General features: G+C 59.0%; 1 protein-coding gene. It reads right to left on the minus strand.

From position 1 onward, the window contains the following. A complete protein-coding gene (locus tag VSR74_RS08300; RefSeq protein WP_347794222.1) occupies window positions 1-25,290 on the minus strand; it encodes an Ig-like domain-containing protein in 25,290 nt (8,429 codons plus the stop codon). Between the last annotated feature and the right edge of the window lie 58 nt (window positions 25,291-25,348).

Genomic DNA, 25,348 nt, shown 5'->3' on the forward strand with positions numbered 1-25,348 from the left:
TTAACCCACGATTAACTGATGGTTTGCCAGCAGCGTGGCAAGGTCGGTCTGGACGCCGTTCAACGTTACCAGGGTGGTGAAATCACCGCCCTGCCCGGTCAGGTCAACCTGAATCAGCGTGTTGCTGCCGTCTGTTGTCACCTTCAGATAGTTCAGCAGTTCACTGTCCGGGTCGTCCATCTGGGCGATACCGTTAATGTAGTGGGCGCTTTCATTGGCCGTGTAGCCGCTGCCCTGCAACAGTTCGCTTAGGTCGATACGGTCGGAATCCGCCGTGCCTTCCCAGGTGCCGAGCGTGAAGCCTTTCACCACATCGCTACCGTTGCCGCCGGTGGCATCACTTTCATTGAGCAGCTTGTACAGCAGGGTGTCCTGACCGCCGTTGCCGATGTTGAAGGTGTCGTCACCGCCACGGCCTTCGAAGATGTTGTCCCCGATGCTACCGGTAAACACATCGTTGCCGCCGCCGCCCGCCACGCCTTCGATATTGACGAATGTCGCTTTGCCAAAGCCAGTTTCCTGCGCGTTGGCATTACTCAGGTCAACCTTCAGCGCCGTATCGCCCGCCAGTTTGTAGTCCACAATGTCCATCCCGCCCGTCGAACTCCAGACGTTCTCATCGGAGACCACCACACTACCGCCCGCGCCGTTATAGACATGCGTGCCCGCGGTGGCATACAGGGTGTCGTTGTAGCCCGTTCCCAGAATACCGGTGGCGTTGTTGGCATCATCCGCAGCCAGCGCGCTGTCGGCGGCGTTGCTGCCGCTCTCTGCCGTCAGAACGTAAGCATGGTTTTTCTCCACCGCCTTCAGCCCGGCCCAGCTACTGTTGACGTTAGTCACTGTGGTGCGCGTACCGGAGTCATCAAAGGCGAATGAATCCACGCCGCCGTAGTGATTGCCGTTCGCCAGCAGTACCGCGCTGTACGACTTGCTGGCATCCAGCCCGTAGAAGTAAACCAGCGCCGTCGAGTCGTTCATGTTGACGCCGCCCTGCGGGTTGATGATTTGCGAGCTGACCACTTTGCCCGTAGCCTCATCCACCAGCAGCACCGTGTTGCCGTAGAAGACGTTGATGCCGTTGGCGTCGGTCAGGCGCAGGATCATGCTGGTACCGTCTTTGATGACGCTCTTGTTTTCGACGTAGGCGGTTGCCCCGCCCTGCGCCCTGAATACCACCAGGTCGCGGTCGCCGTCGTAATCAAGGTCGATTGCCAGCCCGCCAGTCGTTTCTTTCCCGACCAGGTTTGCCCCTTGCAGCAGCGTCGTCGGCAGGCTCCAGTTCACCTGCCCGGTCGTCTGGTTGGTGCCCTGGTTCGTCCACAGTGCGACAATGTTGTTGGCATCCGTTGCGGAATAACTGGTTGCCGCTTGTCCGGCGATTTCGATGACGTCCATCTTGCCGTCGCCGTTCCAGTCCACAGCGATGGAGGTCATACTGTTGATGGAATCCCCCATATTCTGAACGCTGTAACCCGCGCCCACACCGGTGGCCGCCTGCGTCAGGTTCCCCTTACCATCGTTATAGAACACCGCGCTATTCGCGCCATACGTTCCGCCCTGTCCGCTCAGGCCGCTGATAAACAGATCCATAAAGCCATCGCCGTTCAGATCGGCCCACATCATGGTGGTAAAGCGGTTAGTGGTTGTCCCGGTATTGCCGTAGAACACGTCAGTCACAACCTGAGTATTCGTCAGCGTCATATTCCCGGAATCATTTACACCGTTGCTGACAATTACCAGACGTTTATCCGACGAGCTTGAGCCCCCTTTCGACGTCACGTTACTACCGCCGGTACCGTGGTAGGCGAGGTCGACATAACCATCGTTATTCAGGTCGACGCCCGACAATTCACGGCTTGGCTGGGCGTTGTTGTTGTTGGTTGAGGCCACACCATCCTGAGTTGTGGAGGTGTAAACATAGGCTCCGGTTTTATCAAACCCAAGGATGGTGCCATCGGTATTCATCACCAACTGGGAATCATAGCCACCACGCGCCTCAGAGTCGTTTGGTGTGCCATCGCCATAAGCGACATCAACGTAACCATCACCATCAAAGTCGATACCAACAACGCCTGCCCACCATGAATAGGTATTGGCGTTACCATCGTTGGTTTGCCCATTCACGCCGTAAGACCCCACCTGGAAAGTGGTATAGGAACCGTCGCTGTTGTACTTAAACGACTGCTGTCCATTAGCGTAATCCGTATCCGCCCCCAGCAAATCCATCAGACCATCGCGATCGAAGTCGATAAACGATGAGGACTGCTGGCGGTCGGTGCCGTTTAACGACACCGAGGCAAACGATCCCAGCGTCGACGAGGAGGTGCCATTCTGGGTAAAGATGGTGGAGTTACTCAGGATCCGCCACGTACCGTCTTCCCCGATGGTCATCGCGGTACCACTATCAGATGTCGTTGCCGCCGTTGAGCTGAAACTGATCACCGGCGCGGCGGCGACCGTCAGTTCACTGCCGGTTTTATCCCGGCTGATCTCCTGACCATCTTTGTTGTACAACACCGCAGCAACGTCATACGTTCCCACTGCCAGCGCATGCGAATCCTGCAACTGCACGTACCAGCTATTTTTGTTCGGCTCGATAACCACATCCCCGGTGCGCGAACTGTAAGTGGTTCCGTTAATGGTGACTTCCAGGTATTCGTCCGCATAGCGGGCAAAATTCAGCGTGCCGCTAATGATAGGCGTCGCATCCAGCGTATCCTGGTCATTGATGGTGACGGGCAGCTCGACCGTGAAATTCATCACATCGGAGAGCGTGCCTTCGTTACCTGCCGCATCGACAACCGCCGCCTGGTAGCCATAAGTCTGTCCATCGCGCAGCGGTTCCGTCAGCGCAAACGTCCACTCCATTCCCGTTACGCTGGCGCGTCCCAGGTAGTCGCCGTTGCTGTCATACACCCGGACGAACTCCCCGGTTTTCAACGCTTCCAGCAGCGTACCGCGCAGAACCGGTAAGCGCTCATCCGTGGTGGTATTTGCGCCGAAGTTCCCGGTATCCGACCCGGTGTTATCGATATAGCCCACCACTTTGGTGACGCCGCCCGGTGCCTGGGTATCGACCGTGACGATTTGCTCGGTGGTCTGCCCAACGTTCCCGGCGTTATCAACGACGCGTAACTGATAGAGGTTTTCACCATCCTCCAGCAGGCGGGTGTCGGTGTAGCGCCAGTTGGTGCCGTTGACCACCACATCCACCCAGGTCTTGCCGCCGTCGAGGCTAATCTGCGCGTGTTCATCCCCCTTCAGCAACGCGCCCAGCGTTCCGTAGAGCGTGATCGTGTTGTCATTGGTCAGGAAGTCACTGTCGCTGTAGCCCGTGTCATCAGAGATGCTGTCCACGGTTATGGTCGTGGCGTCGTCCGGTTTCACGGTGTCGATAGTCACCGTTGCGCTGTCTGTCGCCCCCACGTTGCCCGCGGAATCGACCACACGCACCCAGTAGTCATGCGCGCCATCGTCCAGCACCTGCGTATCGTTATAGTACCAGGTGGTGCCGATAGCGACGGCGTTCACCCAGGTGAGGCCGCCATCCATACTGATCTGGACGTACTCGCCCGGCTGGAGCGTGCTGACCAGCGAGCCGTGGATCGTCAGCGTCTTATCGTTGGTGATAAAGTCGCTGTCGCTCAGGCCGCTGTCGTCCGAGATATGGGTGATGGTAATCAGGTTCGCCGCATCCGGGCGTACCGTATCAACGATCACGGTCTGGCTGGCGGTCTGGCCGACGTTGCCCGCATCATCAATAACGCGCAATTGATAGGCATAAGTCCCGTCGTCCAGCGGCGTGCCGTTGGCGTAGACCCAACCGGTGCCGTTAACCTCCAGTTCTATCCATGCGCCACCGTTAATGCGGATTTGCAGATGCTCACCCGCTTTCAGCGCTGCCCCCAGATGACCTTCCAGCGCGTAATCCTTACTGGCGGTAATAAAGTCATCGTCAGCAATCCCTGTATCGCTGGAGATGCGGTCGATAACGATGCTCTGGCTGGCGTCCGGCGCGACGCGATCGAGCACCACGTTCTGGCTGTCGGTTGCGCCCACGTTGCCCGCCTGATCCACAACGCGCACCTGATAATTGTGGGTGCCATCTTCCAGCGCGCGGCCGTCGGCGTAGCTCCACTGCATACCGTTTACCAGCAGATCAATCCAGCTCACGCCGCCGTCCAGGCTTATCTGCGCTTTGTCACCGGCTTCCAGCGCCGCGCTGAGTTTGCCGTTCAGCACCACATTGCCGACGTTGGTGATGAAGTCGTTTGCGACTAACCCGCTATCGCTGGTCAGACTATCAATCGAGATAGTCATCTGCGGCGGCGTCAGGTCAACGCTGATGCCATGCACGCTTTCGCCGCTGTTGCCAATGGTATTGGTAACGCTGGCTTTCACCTCATAAGCGTTACCGTCAGTTAACGCCATCAGCGCCACGGCGCCAACCAGCACCGACCAGATCCCGCCCGCCTGAACGGTGGTTTCATAGGTCGTGTTGTTGAGCGTCACCACGACTTTCTGCCCCTGCGGTGCCGTGGTGGTGCCGGAGATCGTCAGGCTCTGCCCGCGTTCAGCAGCGTTGATCACGTCATCCTGCGCAATGGTGTTGATAGCAATGACCGGTTTTTCCCCGCTCAGCGTCACCACATGAGTGCCGCTGCCCGTGTTGCCTGCCGCATCCTTCACGGTGGCGGTAATGGTGTATTTGCCATCCACCAGGCCGACAAAATCCAGTGCCGGTACGGTCACTTCCCAGCTTTCATCCGCCGCCACTTTCGCCGTATAGGTTCGTCCGGCGAGTTCAACGGTGATGGTCTGCCCGGCTGCGCCTTCCGCTTTACCGCTCACCTTCTGCGCCACCAGTTGTTCCGGTGAGTTCACCAGGTCATCCCCGGCAACCACATTGATGGTGACGACAGGCGCAACGGTATCCACCACAAAGGTCTCGCTGTTGCTGCCGAGGTTGCCGGAAGCATCGCTGACCATCGCATCTACCTGCACCGTGCCATTGCCCATCAGCGCCACATCCGCTTTCGGCACCGTGGTCTGCCAGCTACCATCGCTGTTCACCGTGGCGTTGTAACTCTTACCGTTAACGGTCAGCGTCAGGGTGCGCCCGGCTTCTGCCGTCGTGGAGCCGCTAATCACCAGCGCCTGTCCCTGTTCGATGGCATTAAGCATGCCGTCGCCCGAAACCGGCGAAATGATGATTTCCGGCGGCGTGGTATCAACCAGCAACGATTGCCCCGCCTGGCCGATATTCCCGGCGCTATCTTTCGCACTGACCGAAATGGTGTAACGCTGACCATCGCTCAGCAGCGCCAGGTCGGCTTTCGGGATGGTGGTCGTCCAGCGATCGCCCGCCACATACGCGGTGTAGCTCTGGCCATTCAGGGTGATCGTCACTTCGCTACCTTCCGGCAGGCCACTGCTCGATCCGCTCAGGGTCAACGCTTTATTCTGCTCGCTGGCGTTCAGCACGCCATCCACCGCCGGGGTGTCCAGAGTCAACAGGATATTCGAGGTATTCACTGTCACCACTTTGCCCTGCGTGGTGGCGTTACCCGCGCTATCAGTCACCTTCGCGGTAATGTCGACCGTGCCGTTGTTCAGCTCAGAAACAATATCCGCCGGGACACCAACGCTCCATTTGCCGTTAGCATCAACGACAGTACTGAACTCGTGGCCGCCGAAGATAACCGTGACGGTATTCCCCGCCACGGTTCCCACCGTCGTACCGCTCACCACCAGCGCCTGGCCGTGCTCTTCCAGGTTAATGATGTCGTCGCCCGCCGTGGTATTAAAGCTGACACCCGGCGGCGTGATATCCACCGCAACCGTCTGGCTGACGCTCGTTGGGTTCCCCGCCGCATCGGCGATAGTTACCGTACAGCTATACTGCCCGGACGCCAGGGTCGCCAGCGCCTGTGGCGACAAATCAACCTGCCAGACGCCATTAGCCAGCACGCTGCCGCTGTACTCGACGCCGTTCAGGGTTAATGTCACCGGTGTGCCCTCCGGCGCATTGGTGGTACCCGTGACGGCAACGCCCGCTGCCGCTTCGGCAATGTTAATCACGTTATCGGCAGTCACCGGATCCAGCGTGACGTGCGGCGGCGTAGTATCCACCTGGTACTCATGGCTGGCGCTCGCCGGATTACCCACTTTATTCGTTACCGACACCGAGAACTGCGCCGTGCCATCGCGCAGTGCCGACAGCGCGGCCGACGGGATCACCTGACTCCAGGTTCCATCCGCAGCGACGATAGCGCTGTAGACATTGCCGCCAAAGGTAATGGTAACGGTCTGCCCCTGCTCCACGCCTGTCGTGCTGCCGCTCAGGGTCAGATTCTGCGTCATCTCCTGGGCATTCAGTACGTTATCAGCGGTGATGTCATTGACAGAGATGGATACCGGCGACAGATCGACGGTGATTTCATGCTCAATCACCACCGGATTATTCGCCGGGCTGGTGGCGCTAACGCTCATCACCAGCTTGCCTTCACCCCACAATTTCACCTGTGCGGCGTCAATGCCGACCGACCAGCTACCGTCTGCCGCCACCAGGCCGCTGTAGCTGACCCCGTTGGCGACCAGCGTCACCTTCGTGCCCGCAGGCAGATCGTCGCTGGTGCCTTTCACCACCAGAGCCTGTTGATGCTCGCTGAGGTTCACCACGTCATCGCCCGCGACGACGTCAAAACGCAGTCCCGGTTCGCGGTAGTCGGCCATAAAGTCATGCTGTACGCTGCCAGAGTTGCCATGGCTATTCGTCACGCTGGCAGTCACCGTCAGCTCACCGTTGCCAACATCGCTCAGCGCGCCCGCCGGAACGGTAGCCTGCCAGTTGAGGCTGGCATCGACTTTCGCTTCATAGGTTTTCCCGGCCAGCAGCACGTAAACCGTGTCGTTTGGCGCCGCGCCCGAAACCGTTCCGCTGATGATCAGTTCACCTGCGGCTTCAACCTTGTTGAGAATGTCGTCATCGGTAATGGTGTTAATGGTCAGCGTCGGCGCGCGGGTATCGACCGTCAGCGCGGTCGAGCCCGTTGCCGGGTTGTTCGCATCGCTGCTGGCGCTGGCGGTAACGGTATACTGACCGTCGCCAATCAACGCCAGATCCGCAGGCGTAACCTCCAGAGACCAGCGCCCTTCGCCGTTAAGCTGAGTGGTGTAGTTTTTGCCGTTCAGCGTCACCGTAACCAGCGCGCCCGCCGTCAGACCGTCGCTGCCGCCGCTGATGGTCAGGGTCGTCCCCTGCTCAACCGCGTTCAGTACGTTATCATCAGCGATGTCATCAAAACTCAACCACGGCTCGCCATTATCGACCGTCACCGGGTGCGTTTCGGTTCCGACGTTGCCCGCTTTATCGGTTATCTGCGCCGTAATGGTCTGTGGGCCTGCATCCAGCGCCTGCATCGCGTCAGCCGGTACGCCGACGCTCCAGCGTCCCTGCGCATCCAGTTGCGTGGTGTAAGAGCCAGTGCCCACCGTCACAACCACGGTGTCGCCAGCGGTGCCGCCCGTACTGCCGCCGGTGATGACCAGCGCCTGCTGCTGCTCCGCCGTGTTGATGATGTTATCGCCGGAGACCGTATCGATGGAGACCGTCGGCGCGAGGGTATCCACGGTCAGTTGATGGGTAGCGGTGGTACTGTTGCCTGCTTTATCAGTTACGCTGACCGTCACGGTCGCGCTGCCCTGTTGCAGTGTCGCCAGCTCCCCTTCGGCAAGCGTCAGGCTCCAGCTACCGTCCGCATTGACGCTAACCGGGTCGCCATAGGCCTGGCCGTTAATCATCACGCTCACACTCTGCCCCGGTTCAGCGCTGGTGGTGCCGCTCAGGGTGACTGCGCCGTCTGCCTCCACTTTATTCAGCACGTTATCGGCCGTGACCGGCGCGATGCTTATCGTCGGTGCGGTGGCATCCACGCTGAATGCCCACTCCGCGCTGGCGCTATTGCCGTGCTTGTTGGTGACGCTTGCGCTGGCGGTCGCAGAACCATCACGCAGGCTATTGAGCGACCCGGCCGGGACGCTGAATGACCAGGAGCCGTCACTCTTCACGTCAGCCGTCCAGGCTTTTCCTGCCAGCATCACCGTTACGGTCTGACCCGCGTCAACACCGGTTGTTGCGCCGCTGACGGTCAGCGCTTCTCCGCGCTCAATCGCGTTGAGAACGTTATCAGCGGTAAAGGCATTAATAGAGATGGCGACAACCGCATCATCTACCGTCACCTGGTGATGCATTGAGGTTGTGGTGCCAGCTTCATTTTGCGCGCTGGCGCTAAGCTGAATAGTGCCTGCCGCCCAGCCTGTCAGGATATTCTGAGGAATCGGAACAGCCCAGCTTCCGTCGGCGTTAACGTTACCCGTCCAGCTTCCCCCCAGACCATCGGTCAGGGTCAGAGTGGTATCGGCAGCCAGCCCACTACTGGTGCCCGTGACCACCAGCGCCTGGCCCAGTTCGATGCTGTTCAGCACATCATCACCGGCCACCGTATCAAAGCGGATCCCCGGAATATCGGTGTTCACCGCAATATCGCGGCTATCCGAACCACGATTACCGTGGCTATTTTCCACGCTGGCGACAATCGTCAGCGGGCCGTCGCCAAAGCCTTCGACATCGGCTTGTGGCACGGTTACTGACCACACGCCGCCCGCACCCACCTGCGTCGTATAGGTATTGCCGCCTACGATAACCTGAACGGAATTGTCCACATCAGCGCCGCTAACGGTGCCCGAAATCGTGACATTGCTGGTCGCTTCTGCGTCGTTAATGACATCATCGCCCGCGACCGTATTGATATGCACTACCGGTAAACGCGTGTCGACCAGCAACTGCGCGCTGCCGGAGACCGGGTTGCCGTTAACGCTGCTGGCGCTGGCGGTGAGGGTGTAACCCGCATCGCCCAGCAGGGCCAGATCGGCAGGCGCGACGGACAGCGACCAATCGCCGTCGGTGTTAGTCTGCGCCGTATACTGCCGCCCGCCCAACGTGATCGTTACCGTGGTATCAGGTTCCAGTCCGCTGCTCTGACCGCTGATGACCAGATCCGCGCCGCGCTCCAGCGCGTTCAGCACGTTATCACCGGCAATATCGTCAAAGGTCAGCGTCGGCACGCCAAGATCGACCTGATACGTTTTATCGCTGGTAAAGCTGTTGCCCGCGCTGTCGGTAATGGTCGCCGTCAGGGTCTTACTACCGCCTGCCAGGTCACTCATATCTTCCGCTTTCACACCGACGCGCCACTCGCCGTTGGCGTCCACCACGGTAGTGTACTGGTGGCCGTTAAATTCGACCAGCACCTCGTCACCCGCCGTTGCGCCTACGGATGTGCCGCTGATCACCAGCGCCTGGCCTTTTTCTGCCGCGTTGATAATGTTATCGGCGGTAAGGTCATTGACCTCTACTGTCGGTGCCTCGGTATCCACCAGGAAGGTATGGCTGCCGGAGCCTGGGTTGCCTGCCTTGTCGCTGACGCTGACGTTCACACTTGCCAGCCCCTGCTCAAGGTTATTCAACAATCCGGCGTCAAAGTCCACGCTCCACAAGCCGCCAGCCGTCACCAGCGCGTCTCTTTCGACGCCGCCAATATTTACCGTCACGGTCTGACCCACTTCTGCGGTCGTGGAGCCCGAAACGGTGACGATCGCCCCGGCTTCCGTACCGTTCAGCACGTTGTCATCGGTGATGGAATCAATCACTACCGTCGGCGCGGTGGTATCAATCACGAAACCAAGGATGTTGCTGGCGCTGTTGCCGCTGGCATTGGAAACGCTCACCTGCACCACGGCATCGCCGTCACGCAACCCGTTCAGCGCGCCCGCATCCAGCGTCACGCTCCAGGCGTTATCCTGCACCGTACCGGTAAACTGTTTGCCGTTGACAGTCACGGTGACGGTGCGCCCGTTATCGATATTGGTCGTCTCGCCCGTCAGGACGATCGCCCCCGCTTTCTCCACGGCGTTGACCACGTTATCACCGGTAATCGGGTGAACGGCGATAGAGGTTGCACGCGAATCCAGCGCCACCTGTTCGTTAATTTCGGCGTCGTTACCGCTGATATTATCGACCTGAGCGGTAACGGTAATGGAGTCTCCGCTCCACGCCTTCATCTGTGCCGGAGTGAGTTTCAGCAACCATGACCCATCAGCCAGGGTCGCGGCTGTGCCAACCTCATCGCCATTGACCCGCACCGTGACGATACTGCCCGTGGCAACATCGGTGGTGGTGCCGCTTATCAGCAGTTCGCTTTCCCGCTCTGCAAGGTTCAGGGTGTTATCCGCCGTGACGCTGTCGATGCGAATGCCCGGTTTGGTACTGTCGAGGGTAATACCATGCTGGCCCGTACCGACGTTCTCATGCCCGTTGGTCACGCTTGCCACAATGGTCAGCGGCCCGCTGCCAAGCCCCGCCAGTTCACCCTGCGGGAGATCCAGCGTCCAGCTTCCGTCACTCTTCACCTGGGTGGTATATGTTTGCCCGGCGATAACCACCGTCACGTCATCATCTACTACTGCACCGCTAACGGTACCGTTCAGGGTGACGATGCCGTCCATTTCAGCCATGCCGATAATGTCATCATCGGAAACCGGGAGAATGGTAATGGTCGGCGCACGGGTATCCACCAGCAGTGAGGTGGTGTCCGTTACGCTGTTCCCGGTGCTGCCCGTGGCGCTGGCCGTCAGCGTGTAGTCGGCTTCCCCCAGTTTCGCCAGCGCATCAGCAGAAATCGATACAGACCATACTCCGCCATCGCCCACGGTGGTCAGGTAGTTCACGCCGTTGAGCGTTACCGTCACCACCGTATCCTTCGCCAGCGTACTGGTGCCGGAGACCTCCAGCGGCTGCATCTGCTCAAGGGCATTCAGCACGCCGTCCCCTGCCAGCAGGTTAAAGCTCAGATCCGGAATGCCGGTATCGAGAGTAATCGTCTGCGAAGTGCTATTGCTGTTGCCGACGCTATCAGCGATTGTCACGCTGACCTCGTAGCTCGACTGCGTCAGCGCCGCCACATCCGCCACCGGAACGCCAACGGCCCACTCGCCGTTACTGTCCAGTTGCGTGGTGTAGACAACACCGTTGAGCATCACGCTCACCGTATCGCCAATGCTGCCGCCGGTCGACCCGCCGCTTATCACCAGCGCCTGGCCCAGTTCCGTCACGTTGAGGATGTTATCTCCTGCAATCGTGTTCAGGGTCGGTTCTGGCGCCAGCGTATCGACCAGCACCGAGTGGCTACTCTGCGTGCTGTTGCCCGCGGCATCCGCAATGGCAAGGGTGATAGTGTTAAGCCCTTCGCCAATATTGGTCAGAATGCCCGCGTTGACCGGCAGCGACCAGCGACCATCCGCATTCACCGTCGTGGTAAGCGGTTGACCATTTACCGTCACCGTCAGTTGCTGGCCGATAGCATCGCTGGTGCCGGTCAGGGTGATGCCCTGAGCAATTTCCGCACCGCTCAGAATGTTGTCTGCCGTCACCGGATCAATCGCCAGTACCGGCGCGCGCGTATCCACTTCAAAAATATGCGCGTTGGATGCACTGTTACCGCTGGCGTTGCTGACGTTCGCCTGCACTGTCACATCGCCATCGCGCAGCCCCGTGAGGCTTCCTGCCGCAAGCGTGGTGCTCCATTTGTCGTCAAACACCTGGGCGGTGTACTGCTTATTGCCCAGGATCAGGGTAACGGTACGTCCATTCTCAATCCCTGTCGTGGTGCCGCTCAGCACGACCTCTCCCGCTTTTTCAGCGGCGTTGAGCACGTTGTCAGCGGTGATCGCATCGATTGCGACAGAGACAGGAGCATCATCAATCTGCACATCCTGGGCAATCGTCGCCTGATTCCCTGCATTATCGGTAACGGATGCCGAAACGGTCAGAGAGTCAGCCCACCCGGCAACCTCGCTTTGCGGCACGCTAAGCGCCCAGCTACCGTCCGGGTTCACAGAGGCGCTATGCTTCTCACCGTTAATGTCGACCATCACCGTTGCGCCCGGTTCGATGCCGTAGGTCATCCCTGTCACCCACACATCCAGCGCCATTTCCGCGCTGTTCAGTACGTTATCGCCGCTGATAGCATCAATACGAATACCCGGCACGCCCGTGTCGAGGGTAAAATCACGGCTCGCAGTACCGACGTTACCGTGGTCGTTGGTCACAGCAATCGTGGCCGTCAATGGCCCATCGCCCAGCGCGGCCAGCTCTGTTGGCGTCAAAGAAACGCTCCAGTTGCCGCCCGCATCGACGATAGTCGTTTTCGCCGCCAGGCCGCCCAACGTGACCACCACGCTGTTATTTGCGCTGGCGCCGGTCACGCTGCCGCTGATTTGCACCATGCCCTGCGATTCCGCCAGGCTTACGATATCGTCCCCGGCAATCACCGCGACGGTGACATCCGGCGCTTTGGTATCAACCAGCATCTCTTTCGTGGTCGTGACGGTATTGCCATCGCTGGCGACCGCACTGGCGGTGACGATATATTTCGCTTCGCCAAGCGTCGCCAGATCCGTCGCACTCACGTCCACCTTCCAGCTACCGCTGCTGTCGGTTTTAACCGTGTAGCTCAGCCCGGCAAGCGTCACCAGCACGTCGCTGTTCTCCGGCAGGTTGCTGCTCCCGGTAAGCGTCAGCCCTTCGCCTTTTTCGCTGGCGTTCAGGACATCATCGCCAGCAATGGTGTTGATGGTCAGTACCGGCTTCCCGGTATTGACGCTAAATTCCGGCGTCAGGATCTGTTGGTTGCCAGCGCGGTCAGCTATAACCACCTCGAAACTGTTTTTCCCTTCCGGCAGTTTAGCCATTTCAGTGGCCGGGATACCGACGCTCCACGCGCCGTTCGCGTCAACCACCGTCTGATAGGTAACATTGTTCAATGTCACCGTCACCGCATCGCCCGGCGAGCTATTGGTACTGGTGCCGCTGATCACCTGCGCCTGGCCTTTTTCGCTGGCGTTGATGATGTTGTCATCGGTCAGCGCATGGACGCTAACCTGCGGAATAACCGCATCCACCTCTACCTCGCGCGTCTGCGTCACGTTGTTTCCGGCCACATCATTCACGCTGGCCGTAAACGTCACGCTGCCGCTAAGAATACCGTCAAAGACGCTGGCCGGGACGTCCACCTGCCAGCGACCATCAGCCTCGATAAGCGCCGTCAGCGATTCACCGTTTACCGTTACGGTAACGGTCTGCCCTTCGCCTGCGTTGCTGTAACCGCTCAGGATCTGCGTTGCCTGCGCTTCGCTGGCGTTAACGATGTTATCCGCCGTTAACGGAACAAGGGTGAGCACAGGCGGCAGGGTGTCGAGAATAAAGCTGCCGCTGGCGCTGCCAATGTTGCCGTTGCCCGCCGTGACGCTGGCTTCCACCGTCACGCTGCCGTCTTTAATCGCGGCAAATACCGCGTCGCTGACGGTAACAGCCCAGCTTCCGTCTGACTGAATGGTGGTCTCCAGGCGCTGGCCTGCCACATACACCACAACCACGTTAGTTTCAGTTGCCCCGAAGCTGCTACCGGTGAGTTGAACGCCATCGCTCGCTTCGCGGGCGTTGACGATATTGTCATCGGTCAGCGCGTCAATCGAGATAGCCGGCCCTGCCGTCACCACGTCAACCGTGTGGCTAACGGAAACGGCATTGCCCGAAAGGTTTGCCCCGCTGGCGGTCAGGGTTGCGCTACCGTTTTCCAGTGCCCCGACAAATGCCTGTGGGATCTCGACAATCCAGCGCCCGTCGTTGCCAATCAGCACGTTCTCGGACGTGAAAATCACACCGCTGGAATCTGTCAATGTCAGCGTGAACGGCGTTCCCTTAGCGATATGCTCGCTGGTACCACTCACCCACAGAGACTGCCCCATCTCGGCGGCGTTGATAATGTCATCGCCCGCCACCGTGTCGAAACGGATCCCCGGCAGGCTGGCGTCGATGGTCATTTCACGTCCGGCGCTACCCTGGTTGTTATTGCTGTCCGTTGCCGTCACGCTGACCTCCAGCGTGCCGTCACCCAGCCCTTTGAGGGTTTCGTTATCCAGATTCAGCGACCAGCTCTTGTTATCCGCGCCCAGCACCGCCGTGTAGTTTTTCCCGCCAATGCTGACGGTGACGTCGGTCACGGCCACATCCGTAGAGCCCGTAATGGTGATGCCGTTGGCAGCCTCCACATTGTTCACCACGTCATCACCGGCAATGGTATCAATGGTGATGCGCGGCAGGCTGACCTGAATATCCAGCGGGCGGCTGCTGTGGCCGATATTGCCCGCGGCATCGCTGGCGCTGACGCTCACTTCATACTGCTGAGCATCAAGAAGCGCCGGAAGATCGGCCTGCGGTACCACCGCCGACCAGGTGCCATCCGCACTGGTGGTGCCAGTGTAGGTTTTGCCATTCAGGCGCACCGTCACCGGAACACCGGCCTGCAGGATGTCTGACGTACCTGTAATGACGAGATCCTGCAAACGTTCTTCACTGCTCAGAATATCGTCGCCAGCAATGCTGTTGATGGTCAGCACCGGTAACGCGGTATCAAGCGCAATCGGGAAGTTCTGCGTGCCGGTGTTGCCCGCCGCATCGGTAATGGCAACGGTGATGTTATGGCTACCATCCTGCAACGCTGCCAGATCGCTGGCTTTCACCCCCACGCTCCAGTGCCCGCTGGCATCGACAATCGTCGAGTAGGTTTGCGTGCCGAGCATGACGAGCACTTTGTCACCCGCCACGGTACCTGTACTGCTACCACTGATAACCTGCGCCTGTCCTGCTTCGCTGGCGTTCAGTACGTTGTCCGCTGTGAGGTCGTCCATCGTGACGCCAGGCGCTACGGTGTCGACCAGTACGCCATGCGTCACCGTCGTGCTGTTTCCGGCTTTGTCCGTTACCGTCACCTGAAGATCGTTCTGATCCTGCGCCAGCGCGCCGAGTTTGCCTGGATCGAGCACCAGGCTCCAGCTTCCGCCCGCGACAACCTGCGCCTCACCCAGCAGCGTTCCGCCCACGGAGACGCTCACCGTCTGGCCGACTTCCGCATTAGTCGCGCCGCTTATCGTTACGCCCGCGGTCGCTTCCGCAAGGTTGATAACGTTGTCACCCGCCACGGTGTTCACCGTCACCATCGGGGCTTCACTATCAACGATGAACTGCCGCCCGGCGCTGGCCACGTTGCCGTGCAAATTCGAGACAGTCACCTCGGCCGTCGTCAGGCCGTCGCGCAGCGCATTCAGGTCATCGGCGCTCACCTTCAGCGACCACGCGCCGTTGGTCACGGTGGTGATGTGCTGTTTTCCGTTGAGCGTGACCACCACTTCACGACCGTTTTCCACTCCGAGCGTTGTGCCGCTCAGGGTCTGTTCCACACCCTGCTCCGCCGCGTTCAGGCGATCGTCGCCAAACAGCGTATCGATGGAGACCGCCACGGCCTGCGTATCCACAATGACCGTGTGCGTAATATTCTGCACATTGCCCGCCGCGTTGGTGCCCGTTACCGTGATAACCAGATCGCCCTCCAGCCAGTCCGCCATGGTGGCGGCGGAGAACGACACGCTCCAGTCGCCGTTCGCTTCCAGCGCCGCGACGTAAGGTTTACCGTTGATGATGACAGAGAGCCCCTTGCTGATATCCAGCCCCGTGGAGCTGCCGGAAATCACCAGGTTATTGCTCAGTTCAATGGCGTTGATCACGTCATCGCCCGCCACGGTATCAACGCGAATCGACGGATAGGAGACATCCAGCAGGATTTCGCGGCTCGCCTCGCCGCGGTTGCCGTGCTGGTTTTCCACCCAGGCTTTCACCGTCAGCTCGCCATAGCCGATGCTCTGCCAGGTGGCGGCGTCCACGCCAACCTGCCATGTACCGTCAGGCTGAACCACCGCTTCCAGCGGCTGGTCTGAACCGATATCGATGTAGACCTTTTGCCCCGCCTGCGCGTTAATCACCTGGCCGCTAATCACCTGTTCGGTTTTGATTTCATCGTCGTTAATGATGTTATCGCCCGCGATGCTGTTGATGCTCAACTGCGGCAGCGTGGTATCCACCTGTACGTTATGGGTGTCGGTTTTGTGGTTGCCAATGGCATCGGTTACGCTTGCGCTAATGGTGTAATTGGCTTCGCCAAGAGACGCGAGCGCCGAAGGCGGTACGCTGACAGACCAGTCGCCCGCCGCATTCGCCGTGGTGGTGTAAAGTAAGCCGTTCAGGGTAACGGTGATGGTTTGATTCGGCTGGTTGCTGGTGCCGGTAATCGCCAGATCCTGGCCCTTTTCCGTTTGGTTGATGACGTCGTCATCCGTCACTTTGTTGATGACAATCTCCGGCAACGTGGTGTTGACGGTTAATACGCCTTCTTTACTCCCGACGTTGCCCGCGCTATCGGCAACCGTCACCATCAGCGTGTTTTGCCCTTCGTTCAACCCGGACACGGCGGAAGCCGGTAAACCAATGCTCCATTTCCCCTGGTCATCGAGCGCCGTGGTGTAGGTTTCGCCGCCCAGTTCAACCGTGACGATAGCGCCCGGTTCCGCGTCCGTGCAGGTGCCGCTGATAATTTGCGCCTGAGCGTATTCGCTGACGTTGAGAATATTGTCATCTGCGATGGTCGCAATTTCGATAACCGGCGCGCGCGTGTCTACCGTCACGTTGCAGGTCAGGGTGGTTTCATTACCCGCCAGATCGCTTACACGCAGTTCCAGCGGGAAATCCCCCTGTTCTAACGCACTCTGCGCCGGAGGCAGTTCAATGCTCCACGCGCCTTTGCTGTCCACGACCCCACCGATCCACTCGCCGTTCCACTCTACTTCAACGCGTTGCCCCTGTTCAGCGCTGCTAAAGCCGCTGATCACAAAGCCGTTCTCGGTTTCCGCCAGGTTGATGACGTTATCTTCGGCAACGCTTTCGAGACTCAGCGCCGGTGCGCTAACGTCCACTTCGTACTGGCGTGCCGCTTGCGCCTGATTGCCATTCACACTGCTGACGCTCACCTGCACGCTGGCAGAACCGTCGCGCAGCCCCGCCAGGTCGGTTGACCCCACCTCCAGCGCCCAGCTCCCATCCTCCTCGACCCGCGCCTGATACTGATGCCCGGCAAACGTAATCGAGACCATTTGGCCCGCTTCCACGCCGGAGGTACTGCCCGTCAGAGTGATACCGTCACCCCGTTCAACGGCATTGATAACGTTATCGGTAGTGACAGGATCAACGCTCACGGCAATAACATTCAGATCAACCTGCGCCAGATGGCCAATGCTGCTGCCTGCGTTGCCCGCCACGTTCTCCGCGCTGGCAACGATAGTCAGTTCGCCGTTTTGCCACGCGCTGACATCCGATTCAGGCACAATCACCGACCAGCGACCGTCGCCATTCACCTGAGTGGTATAGGTGGTGGTTTCCTCTACCCCATTGCGCAAACCGGTGATCGTCACCGTAATATCGTGACCTTTCACGACGTTGGTACTGGTACCGCTGATTGTCACCTCAGATCGGGCTTCAAGGATGTTAATCACATCATCACCGGCCACCGTATCAATACGCAGCCCCGGCACGCCGGTATTTACACTCAGCGCATAGTCGGTGCTGCCGCTGTTACCGTGGGCGTTAGTGACCGTCGCCGTCGCCGTCAGCGCGCCATCGCCAAAGGCGCTGAACGTATCCTCCGGGATAGCCACTTTCCAGGTGCCGTTTTCGTCAACCGTGGTGTTATAGGTTTGGCCGCCAATCGTGACCACCACCGGGCTGTCCTTCTCTGCGTTTTTCACGGTGCCGCTGAGATACTGCACCTGCTTGCTCTCTTCCAGGTTAATCACGTCATCGCCCGCCAGCGGTGTGATGGTGATTTGTGGCGCGGCGGTATCGACCGTCACCTGGTGAGTGGTGCTTTTATGGTTGCCCGCCTCGTCGGTGACGCTGGCGGAAATAACATAGCTGGCTTCACCCAGCGCGGCTAAATCGGCCGGGGAGACGTTCACCTGCCAGTTGCCGTCGCCATCCGCCAGTGCGGTATAGTCGCGGCCATTCAGGGTGATGAGGATCTCGCGCCCTGGCTGATCGCTGGTACCGCTAAGGGTAATGCCCGCGGCTTTCTCAATCGCGTTTATGACATCGTCCGTGGCGACCGGGTTGATGTTAATGTCCGGCAGACTCAGCACCACCTGCACATTGCTGATCAGCTTATCGCTGTTGCCCGCACTGTCGGTGACAGTGACCTCCAGCGGGTAATCGCCCGCATCCAGCGCACCAGGGGCAGGAATGCCAAGCTGCCAGTTGCCGTCGCTATCGAGCACAGTGGTATAGGTTTTACTATTGAAGGTGACAGTCACGACGGCGCCCGGTTCTGCATTCAGGCAGGTGCCGGAGATAATCTGCGCCTGAGTTAATTCCGTGGCGTTCAGTTTGTTATCGCCAGTGACGAGGTTCAGAGTGAGTTCCGGAACCAGGGTGTCGACATTAACGCTGTGCGTCTGGCTGGCGCTGTTGCCTGCTTTATCGCTCACCGAAACCACTACCGTTTGCAGCCCCTGATCAAGCGTTGCGGCATCAGGCACGGCTTGAACCGAAATGCTCCAGGTGCCAGATGGCGTGACTTTGGTGGTGTAAGTATTACCGAGCCAGATAATCGTCACATCTTGTTCCGCTTCTGCGCTGGTGGTTCCGCTTATCGTGTAGCCTGCGCGCGCTTCGGCATCGTTAACCTGGTTATCCAGCGCTAACGTATCAATGCTGATTGTCGGTGCCGTCAGGTCAACCAGCAACTGGCGTTCTGCGGATGCGGTGTTGCCGTTAATGTTGCTGACACTGACGCTGACGCTGGCTACGCCATCTTTCAGGTTGCCCATGTCCGTGGCGGCAACATCGAGCGCCCAGCGCCCACCACTCACTTCCACTTCATAACGATGCCCGGCAAAGGTAACGGTGACGAACTGCCCGTCTTCAATGCCAGCCACCGCGCCGCCCAGAGAGAGCGTCGCGCTATGCTCGGCCTTATTCAGCACATCATTTTCAGCGAGGGGATCAATAGTTACCGCCACCGCGCTGAGATCCAGCGCCACCTTGTGGTCAATGGTGCTCTGGTTGCCGTTGACGTTATCCACGCTCGCGCTAATCGCCACCTCGCTACCGCTCCAGCCTGCCACTTCATCCGCATCTACCGTCAGCGACCAGCTTCCGTCCCCATGCAGCGTGGTAGTGTGCATCACGCCGTTGACCGTGACCTGAACCTGAGCGCCGGCAATCGCGCCCTCTACGCTACCGCTGATCAGCAGATCCTGCTGATGCTCGATGATGTTGATAACATCATCGCCCGATACGGTGTCGATGCGGATGCCAGGCTTATCAATATCAATAGTGAACTGATATTGATTCTGCGAGCTATTCCCGTGCACGTTGGTGACGGCGGCCGTTGCAGTCAGGCGTCCGTCGCCCAGCGCTTCCAGCAGGTCTGTCGGCAGTTCCAGCGACCAGTCGCCACTCTCAGCCACCGCAGCTTCGTACTCTTTCCCGCCGAGAGTGATGATGACTTTTTGTCCGGCCTCGACGTTCTGCGTGGTGCCGGTGAGTACCTGCGTAGTCGTGAGTTCATCGAGATTAATCACATTGTCGTTATGTTGCAGCCCGGCTATCACAATCACCGGAGAGGCGGTATCCACCAGCACCGACTGGCTGGCGCTGGCGGTATTACCCGCGGCATCGGTCACGCTGGCTACCAGTGTGTAGCCCGCCTCGCCCAGCAGCGCCAGATCCGCAGGTGAGAGATCAACCCGCCACGTCCCGTTCGCCGCGTCTGTGGTCGCGGTATAATTTTTGCCGTTCAGCGTCAGCGTAATTTCGACGCCGTACTGGTTGCTGGTGCCGGTGAGGGTGATGCCATCACCGCGCATCTGGGCATTGATGACGCCCGCGTTGTCCAGCGCATCAATGGCGATTTCCGGTGCGGTCAGCGCGACGTTAAAATCATGCGGCGTAGTGGTCTGGTTCCCGGCGCTATCCGTCACCTGTACGCTAACCGTTTGTTTTCCTTCGCCCAGTTTGCTTACCGCATCCGCAGGCATCCCTACGCTCCAGCGTCCGGCGGCGTCAAGCACGGTGGTGAGAGTCCAGGCATCGCTGCCGCTACCGACCGTGACGGTGACTTTATCGCCCGCCGATGCGCCCTCGACGCTGCCGCTAATGATTTGCGACTGGCGATGTTCGCTGCTGTTGAGAATGTTATCGCTGCCGCCCACCTTATCGATGGTGACAATCGGCGCACGGGTATCCACCAGCAGCGTTTGGCTGGTGCTGGTGCTGTTTTCGGCTTTATCGGTCAGGGTGACAACAACCTGCTGCGCCCCCTGTGGCATCTCCGCCGCCGTTGCGGCATCCACCGTGGCCGACCAGCGACCGTCTGCATCGACGGTTATCGGGTAAGCCTTGCCATTCCAGGTCACATGACCGCTCTGTCCCGGCTCGGCGTTGGTCTGTCCGGAGATAACAAAACCGGCCTCCGCTTCAGCGGCGTTAATCACGTTATCACCGGTAACGGCATCGATAATCAGCGTCGGGGGGCTGAGATCGACGGAATAGCCCTGTGCGCTCTGCGCCTGGTTGCCATTCTGGTTGCTGACGCTCACCTGGACTGTGGCATCACCTTCACGTAGGGTGCTCAGATCGGCAGGCGATACGCTGTAGCGCCAGTCGCCATGTTCATCCACCGTCGTGGTGTACTGATGTCCGCCAAACAGAATAGTGACCGTTTGACCCGCCTCGACGCCTTCGGTGCTGCCCTGAAGCAGCAGTGGCTGCTTCTGCTCAACCGCGTTAACTACGTTATCGCTGGTGACGCTCTCAATTGAAATCGCTACCGCGTCCAGATCCACATCAATGGTGTGTTCCCAGCCTCCGCTGTTGCCGGCCTGGTCTGCGACGCTGGCTTCAATTTTCAGTTCTTCGTTCCGCCAGCGCGCGACATCCTCCTGCGGAACGATCACTGACCAGCTTCCATCCGTATGCAGCGTGTCGGTGTAGGTTTGCCCGTTGACGATGACAACTACCTGCGCCCCGGCATCCACGCCGCTTGTCGAGCCGCTGATAACAACCGCCGCGCCGTGTTCAATCAGGTTAACCACATCGTCGCCTGCGACGGTATCGATACGGATCCCCGGAATATCGGCGTCAATTTCCGCCTGATATTCACCGACGCCGCGGTTGCCGTGGGCATTGGTGACTTCCGCGGTGAAATTCAGCACGCCGTCGCCCAGCCCGGTAAGCTCCCCTTCGGTTAATTCAATCGACCATTCACCGTTACTGTCGACTTCCGCGGACTTCGTCACGCCGCCCACGATTACCGTTACGATGCTCATGGGTTCCGCATTGACCACATAGCCTTTCAGCACCTGGCCATTGCTTAATTCCTCGGCGTTGATCACACCGTCGGCATTACCCTCAAGCCCGCGAATGATCACCTGTGGCGCAGCGGTATCGACCAGCACGTTATGGCTGTCCGAACTGCTGTTGCCTGCGCTGTCCGTTACGCTTGCGCTGATGGTGTATTGCGCTTCGCCAAGCGACGCGAGATCTGCAGGTGAAACCGTCACCGACCATTCGCCATCGGTATTCGCGGTGGCCTGATATTCACGCCCGTTCAGGGTCACAATAATCTGTCGCCCAGGCTGATTGCTGGTGCCGCCGATAGTCAGGCTCTCGCCTTTTTCGATGGCGTTAATCACGTCATCCTGAGCAATACCGCTGTGAATACTCACTTCCGGCGGCGCCAGGCTTACGGTAAAGATATTTTCGTCCCCACCTGTATTGCCCGCTTTGTCGGTGATACTGGCCGTGATTTTCGCCTCCCCGGCAGAAAGCGCGGCGATTTTGTCGGCAGGGATGCCGATACTCCAGCGTCCTGCGGCATCAAGGATGGTGGTAAACGTCTCGCTCGGTGCATCCGCTTCGATGCCGTACCACAGGGTCACGATCACGCTGTCGCCCGCCACACCACCGACGCTTGCGCCGGAGATAACCTGCGCCAGGCCATGCTCGCTCTGGTTGATGACGTTATCAGCGGTAAAGGATTCAATACTCACCGTTGGCGCCAGAGTATCGACGAGGATCACCTGAGAGGAGCTACTGCTGTTGCCTGCGCGATCTTCCACCGTCACGGTCGCGCTTTGCGGGCCCTGCTCCAGAGCCGCCAGATCCGCCGTTGGGATCTTCACGCTCCAGGTGCCATCCGCCGCAACCTGGGCGGAATAGGGCTTGCCGTTCAGCATCACCTTCACCGTTTGCCCCGGCTCTGCCGAGGTTACGCCGCTGAGGATTTGCCCGTCCGGATCGCTGGCTTCCGCCGCATTAAGAATATTGTCGTCGGTAAGAGAATCGATACTCACCGACGGCGGCTGTGTATCCACGGTAATCTGGCGGCCGCTGCTGGCAGTGTTGCCGCTGGTATTGGTGACGCTGACCTGAATATCCGCCGCGCCATCTGCCAGATTCGACAGGACGCTTGCTGGTACTTCGCGCTGCCAGTGACCGTCTTCCCCGACGGTGGCGGTCAGCGTCGAGCCGCCAATACGGATGACAACGGTCTGACCCGCTTCTACATTCTGCGTCATGCCGCTGAGGGTGATCCCCGCCCCTTTTTCCGCGGCGTTGAGCATGTCATCGCCCGTCGCCGGGTCGATGGAAACGGCGACCGGATTAAGGTCAACGGTGACACCGTGGCTACCCGTTACCACATTGAATTTATCATCTGCCGACACGTTGATGGTCAGACTGGTTTGATCCTGTACCAGCGCTTTCAACTGCTCGCTACTGATGCCCGTCTGCCAGCGACCACCGGGGCCAATCTGCGCGGTAAATGCGTGGCCGTTAATATCAAGTTCTACCGTTGTGCCTTCCTGAATGTGGCTGCTGGTACCGCTAATGGTCAGAGACTGATTGAGTTCAATGGCGTTAATGATGTCATCGCCTGAGACAATATCGACCCCGATACCAGGCAGGCCAGCGCTGATGAAAAACGCGCCATGGGTACTGGCGCTGTTGCCGCTGAAGTTGGTCACCGTGGCGGTGATATTGACCTGCGTGTCGCCCAGCGCTTCAAGCTGCTGAGCTGAGACATCCAGTGCCCAGCTCAGATCGCTTTGCACCGTCGTTGTGTCCAGCAGGATCCCGTTCAGGTAGACCGCAACCTTGTCGCCCGCCTTCGCATAGTTGACCGAACCGCTGATGGTTTGCGCCTGCGCGACGTCATCGACGCCCAGCAAGTTGTCGCCCGCCACCGTGTTCAGCGTGACCGTTGGCGACAGGGTATCCACCACCAGCTTGCCGCTGTTTTCCACCGCATTGCCGATAGCATTTTCACCGGTAACTGTCACCGCATAAGTGGTGTTATCCAGCGATACAAGGTCTTCTACCGGAACCGTGACCGACCAGCAATTGCCGCCGCTCGCCGCGCTTTCGACGGTTGATTGATAGGTCTGGCCGTTCAGGCTAACGGTTAACGCCGTGCCCACATCCAGGTTGGTGGTGCCGGAAATGGTCAACGGCTGGCTGACGCTATCCGCGTTCAGGGTCTGTGCGCCGTTGATCTCATCAATTTCAATGATCGGCGTTTCAGCCGCCAGGGTGAAAGTGTGGCTACCGCTGCTGACGTTGCCCGCAGCGTCGGTGATGGTGATGTGCGCAGTATGTTCGCCCTGCTGAAGTTGACTAATCAACGCAGGCGTCAGGGGCGCGCTCCACTTACCGTCGCTGGAGATAGCGCCGATAATCGTGGTGCCGTTAATTGTGACTTCGACCTTGCTGCCAGGCGCGGCATCGGTGGTACCGCTCAGGATCTGTACTTCCGATTGTTCCTGCGCATTCAGTACGTTATCGTCGGTCAGACTCTCGACCGTTAGCGCAGGGCCTACGCTGCTAATCGTCACGCTGCCGGTAGTGGTGGTTTCGTTACCCGCTTTATCACTTACCGTGACGCTAATCGCGTTCGCTCCCTGCGGCAGTGAAGAGAGCGCATCCGCATCGATGGAGATCTGCCATTTGCCGCCCTCCTGCACCGTGGTCGTCCAGCTCTTATCGCCGATTTTCACCACCACCTTCTGCCCCACTTCCGCATCGGTGGTGCCACTCAGGCTCTGTGCTGTCGCCAGTTCACCGCCGTTGAGGATATTGTCGTCGGTGAGTTTATTGATCGTTGCATTCGGCGCCTGGGTATCTACCGTCAGGGTTTGCTCGCCGGTAATGGTGTTACCGGTGCTGTCAGTGCCCGTCACTTTCACCTGGTGCGTACCCTGCGCCAGCTTGCCAATATCAGCAGAAGGCACCGAAACCTGCCAGCTACCGTTAGCGCCGACTTCGGTGGTGTAGGTTTTACCATTCAGGGTAACGGTCAACTTCGTGCCCGCCGCCAGCTCTTTCGACTGACCACTCATCACCACCGCGCTTGCCGCCTCGCTGGCGTTAATCACGTTGTCGCCGCTAACGGTGTCCGCTGTAATACTGGCCTTCGCCGTGACCACCTCAAGAGTAATTTTGCCCCCGTCAGTGGTTTTGCTGCCGTCAATCTGCACGACGCTCCAGGTATGCTTGCCCGCGTCCTGGGCTGGTAAGGTGACTTTCCAGGTTCCATCACTGCCCACCATCGCGCTGGCAATGGTATTGCCGCTGCTGTCTTTAATCTGGATGGTGCTGCCCGGCTGCCCGGTACCGGAGAAGGTCGGCGTGGTATCGTCAGTCAGCGCATTGCTGCTCAATACACCCTGCTTATCGCCCTGATCGTCAGAGACGACAAAAGACGGTTTCGCCGTCTCAACCGGTTTGGTGTTATCAATCACCGTGGTGTGATTGCTTCCACCGCTGTCGTTCGCCAGCAACGCGCCGATACCGCCGCCCAGCAGCACGCCGCCCGCAATCCAGCCCCACGGCATGTTATCCAGCGCACTCTGTTCAATAAACGGTTCAATGCTGGCAATTGGCGTCGCCTGCGGCGTCAGCGCCACCTGTCCCATTCCCAGGCTTTCACCCGTTTCAGCAAACGTAATATGGGTTAACTGCTGGTTATCATCCATAAATACCAGCTCAGACTGTTTTCCATCCTCTTCGCCGAAAGCGTCAAAATAGTTACTGCAGCGGATAACCGAGCCATCTTTCATGTAGATGAGCAGGTCTTTCCCCTGGCGTACATAGCGTTCTACATCGGCCGGAGCCCCGTGGATCTGCACTACGCTCGGTTCGGTCAGTAAGACAGACAGGTTTCCCTGGCTGTTGAGGACGGTTTTACTGGCGGTCTGACGAGCAATAATATCGATGGTTTTAGACACAGGAGACTCCTTGTAATTAATCAGTTGAACTGAACTTTTCCTGAAATTACGAATAGAG

It is taken from the genome of Pseudocitrobacter cyperus (assembly GCF_039889165.1).
GTDB lineage: Bacteria > Pseudomonadota > Gammaproteobacteria > Enterobacterales > Enterobacteriaceae > Pseudocitrobacter > Pseudocitrobacter cyperus.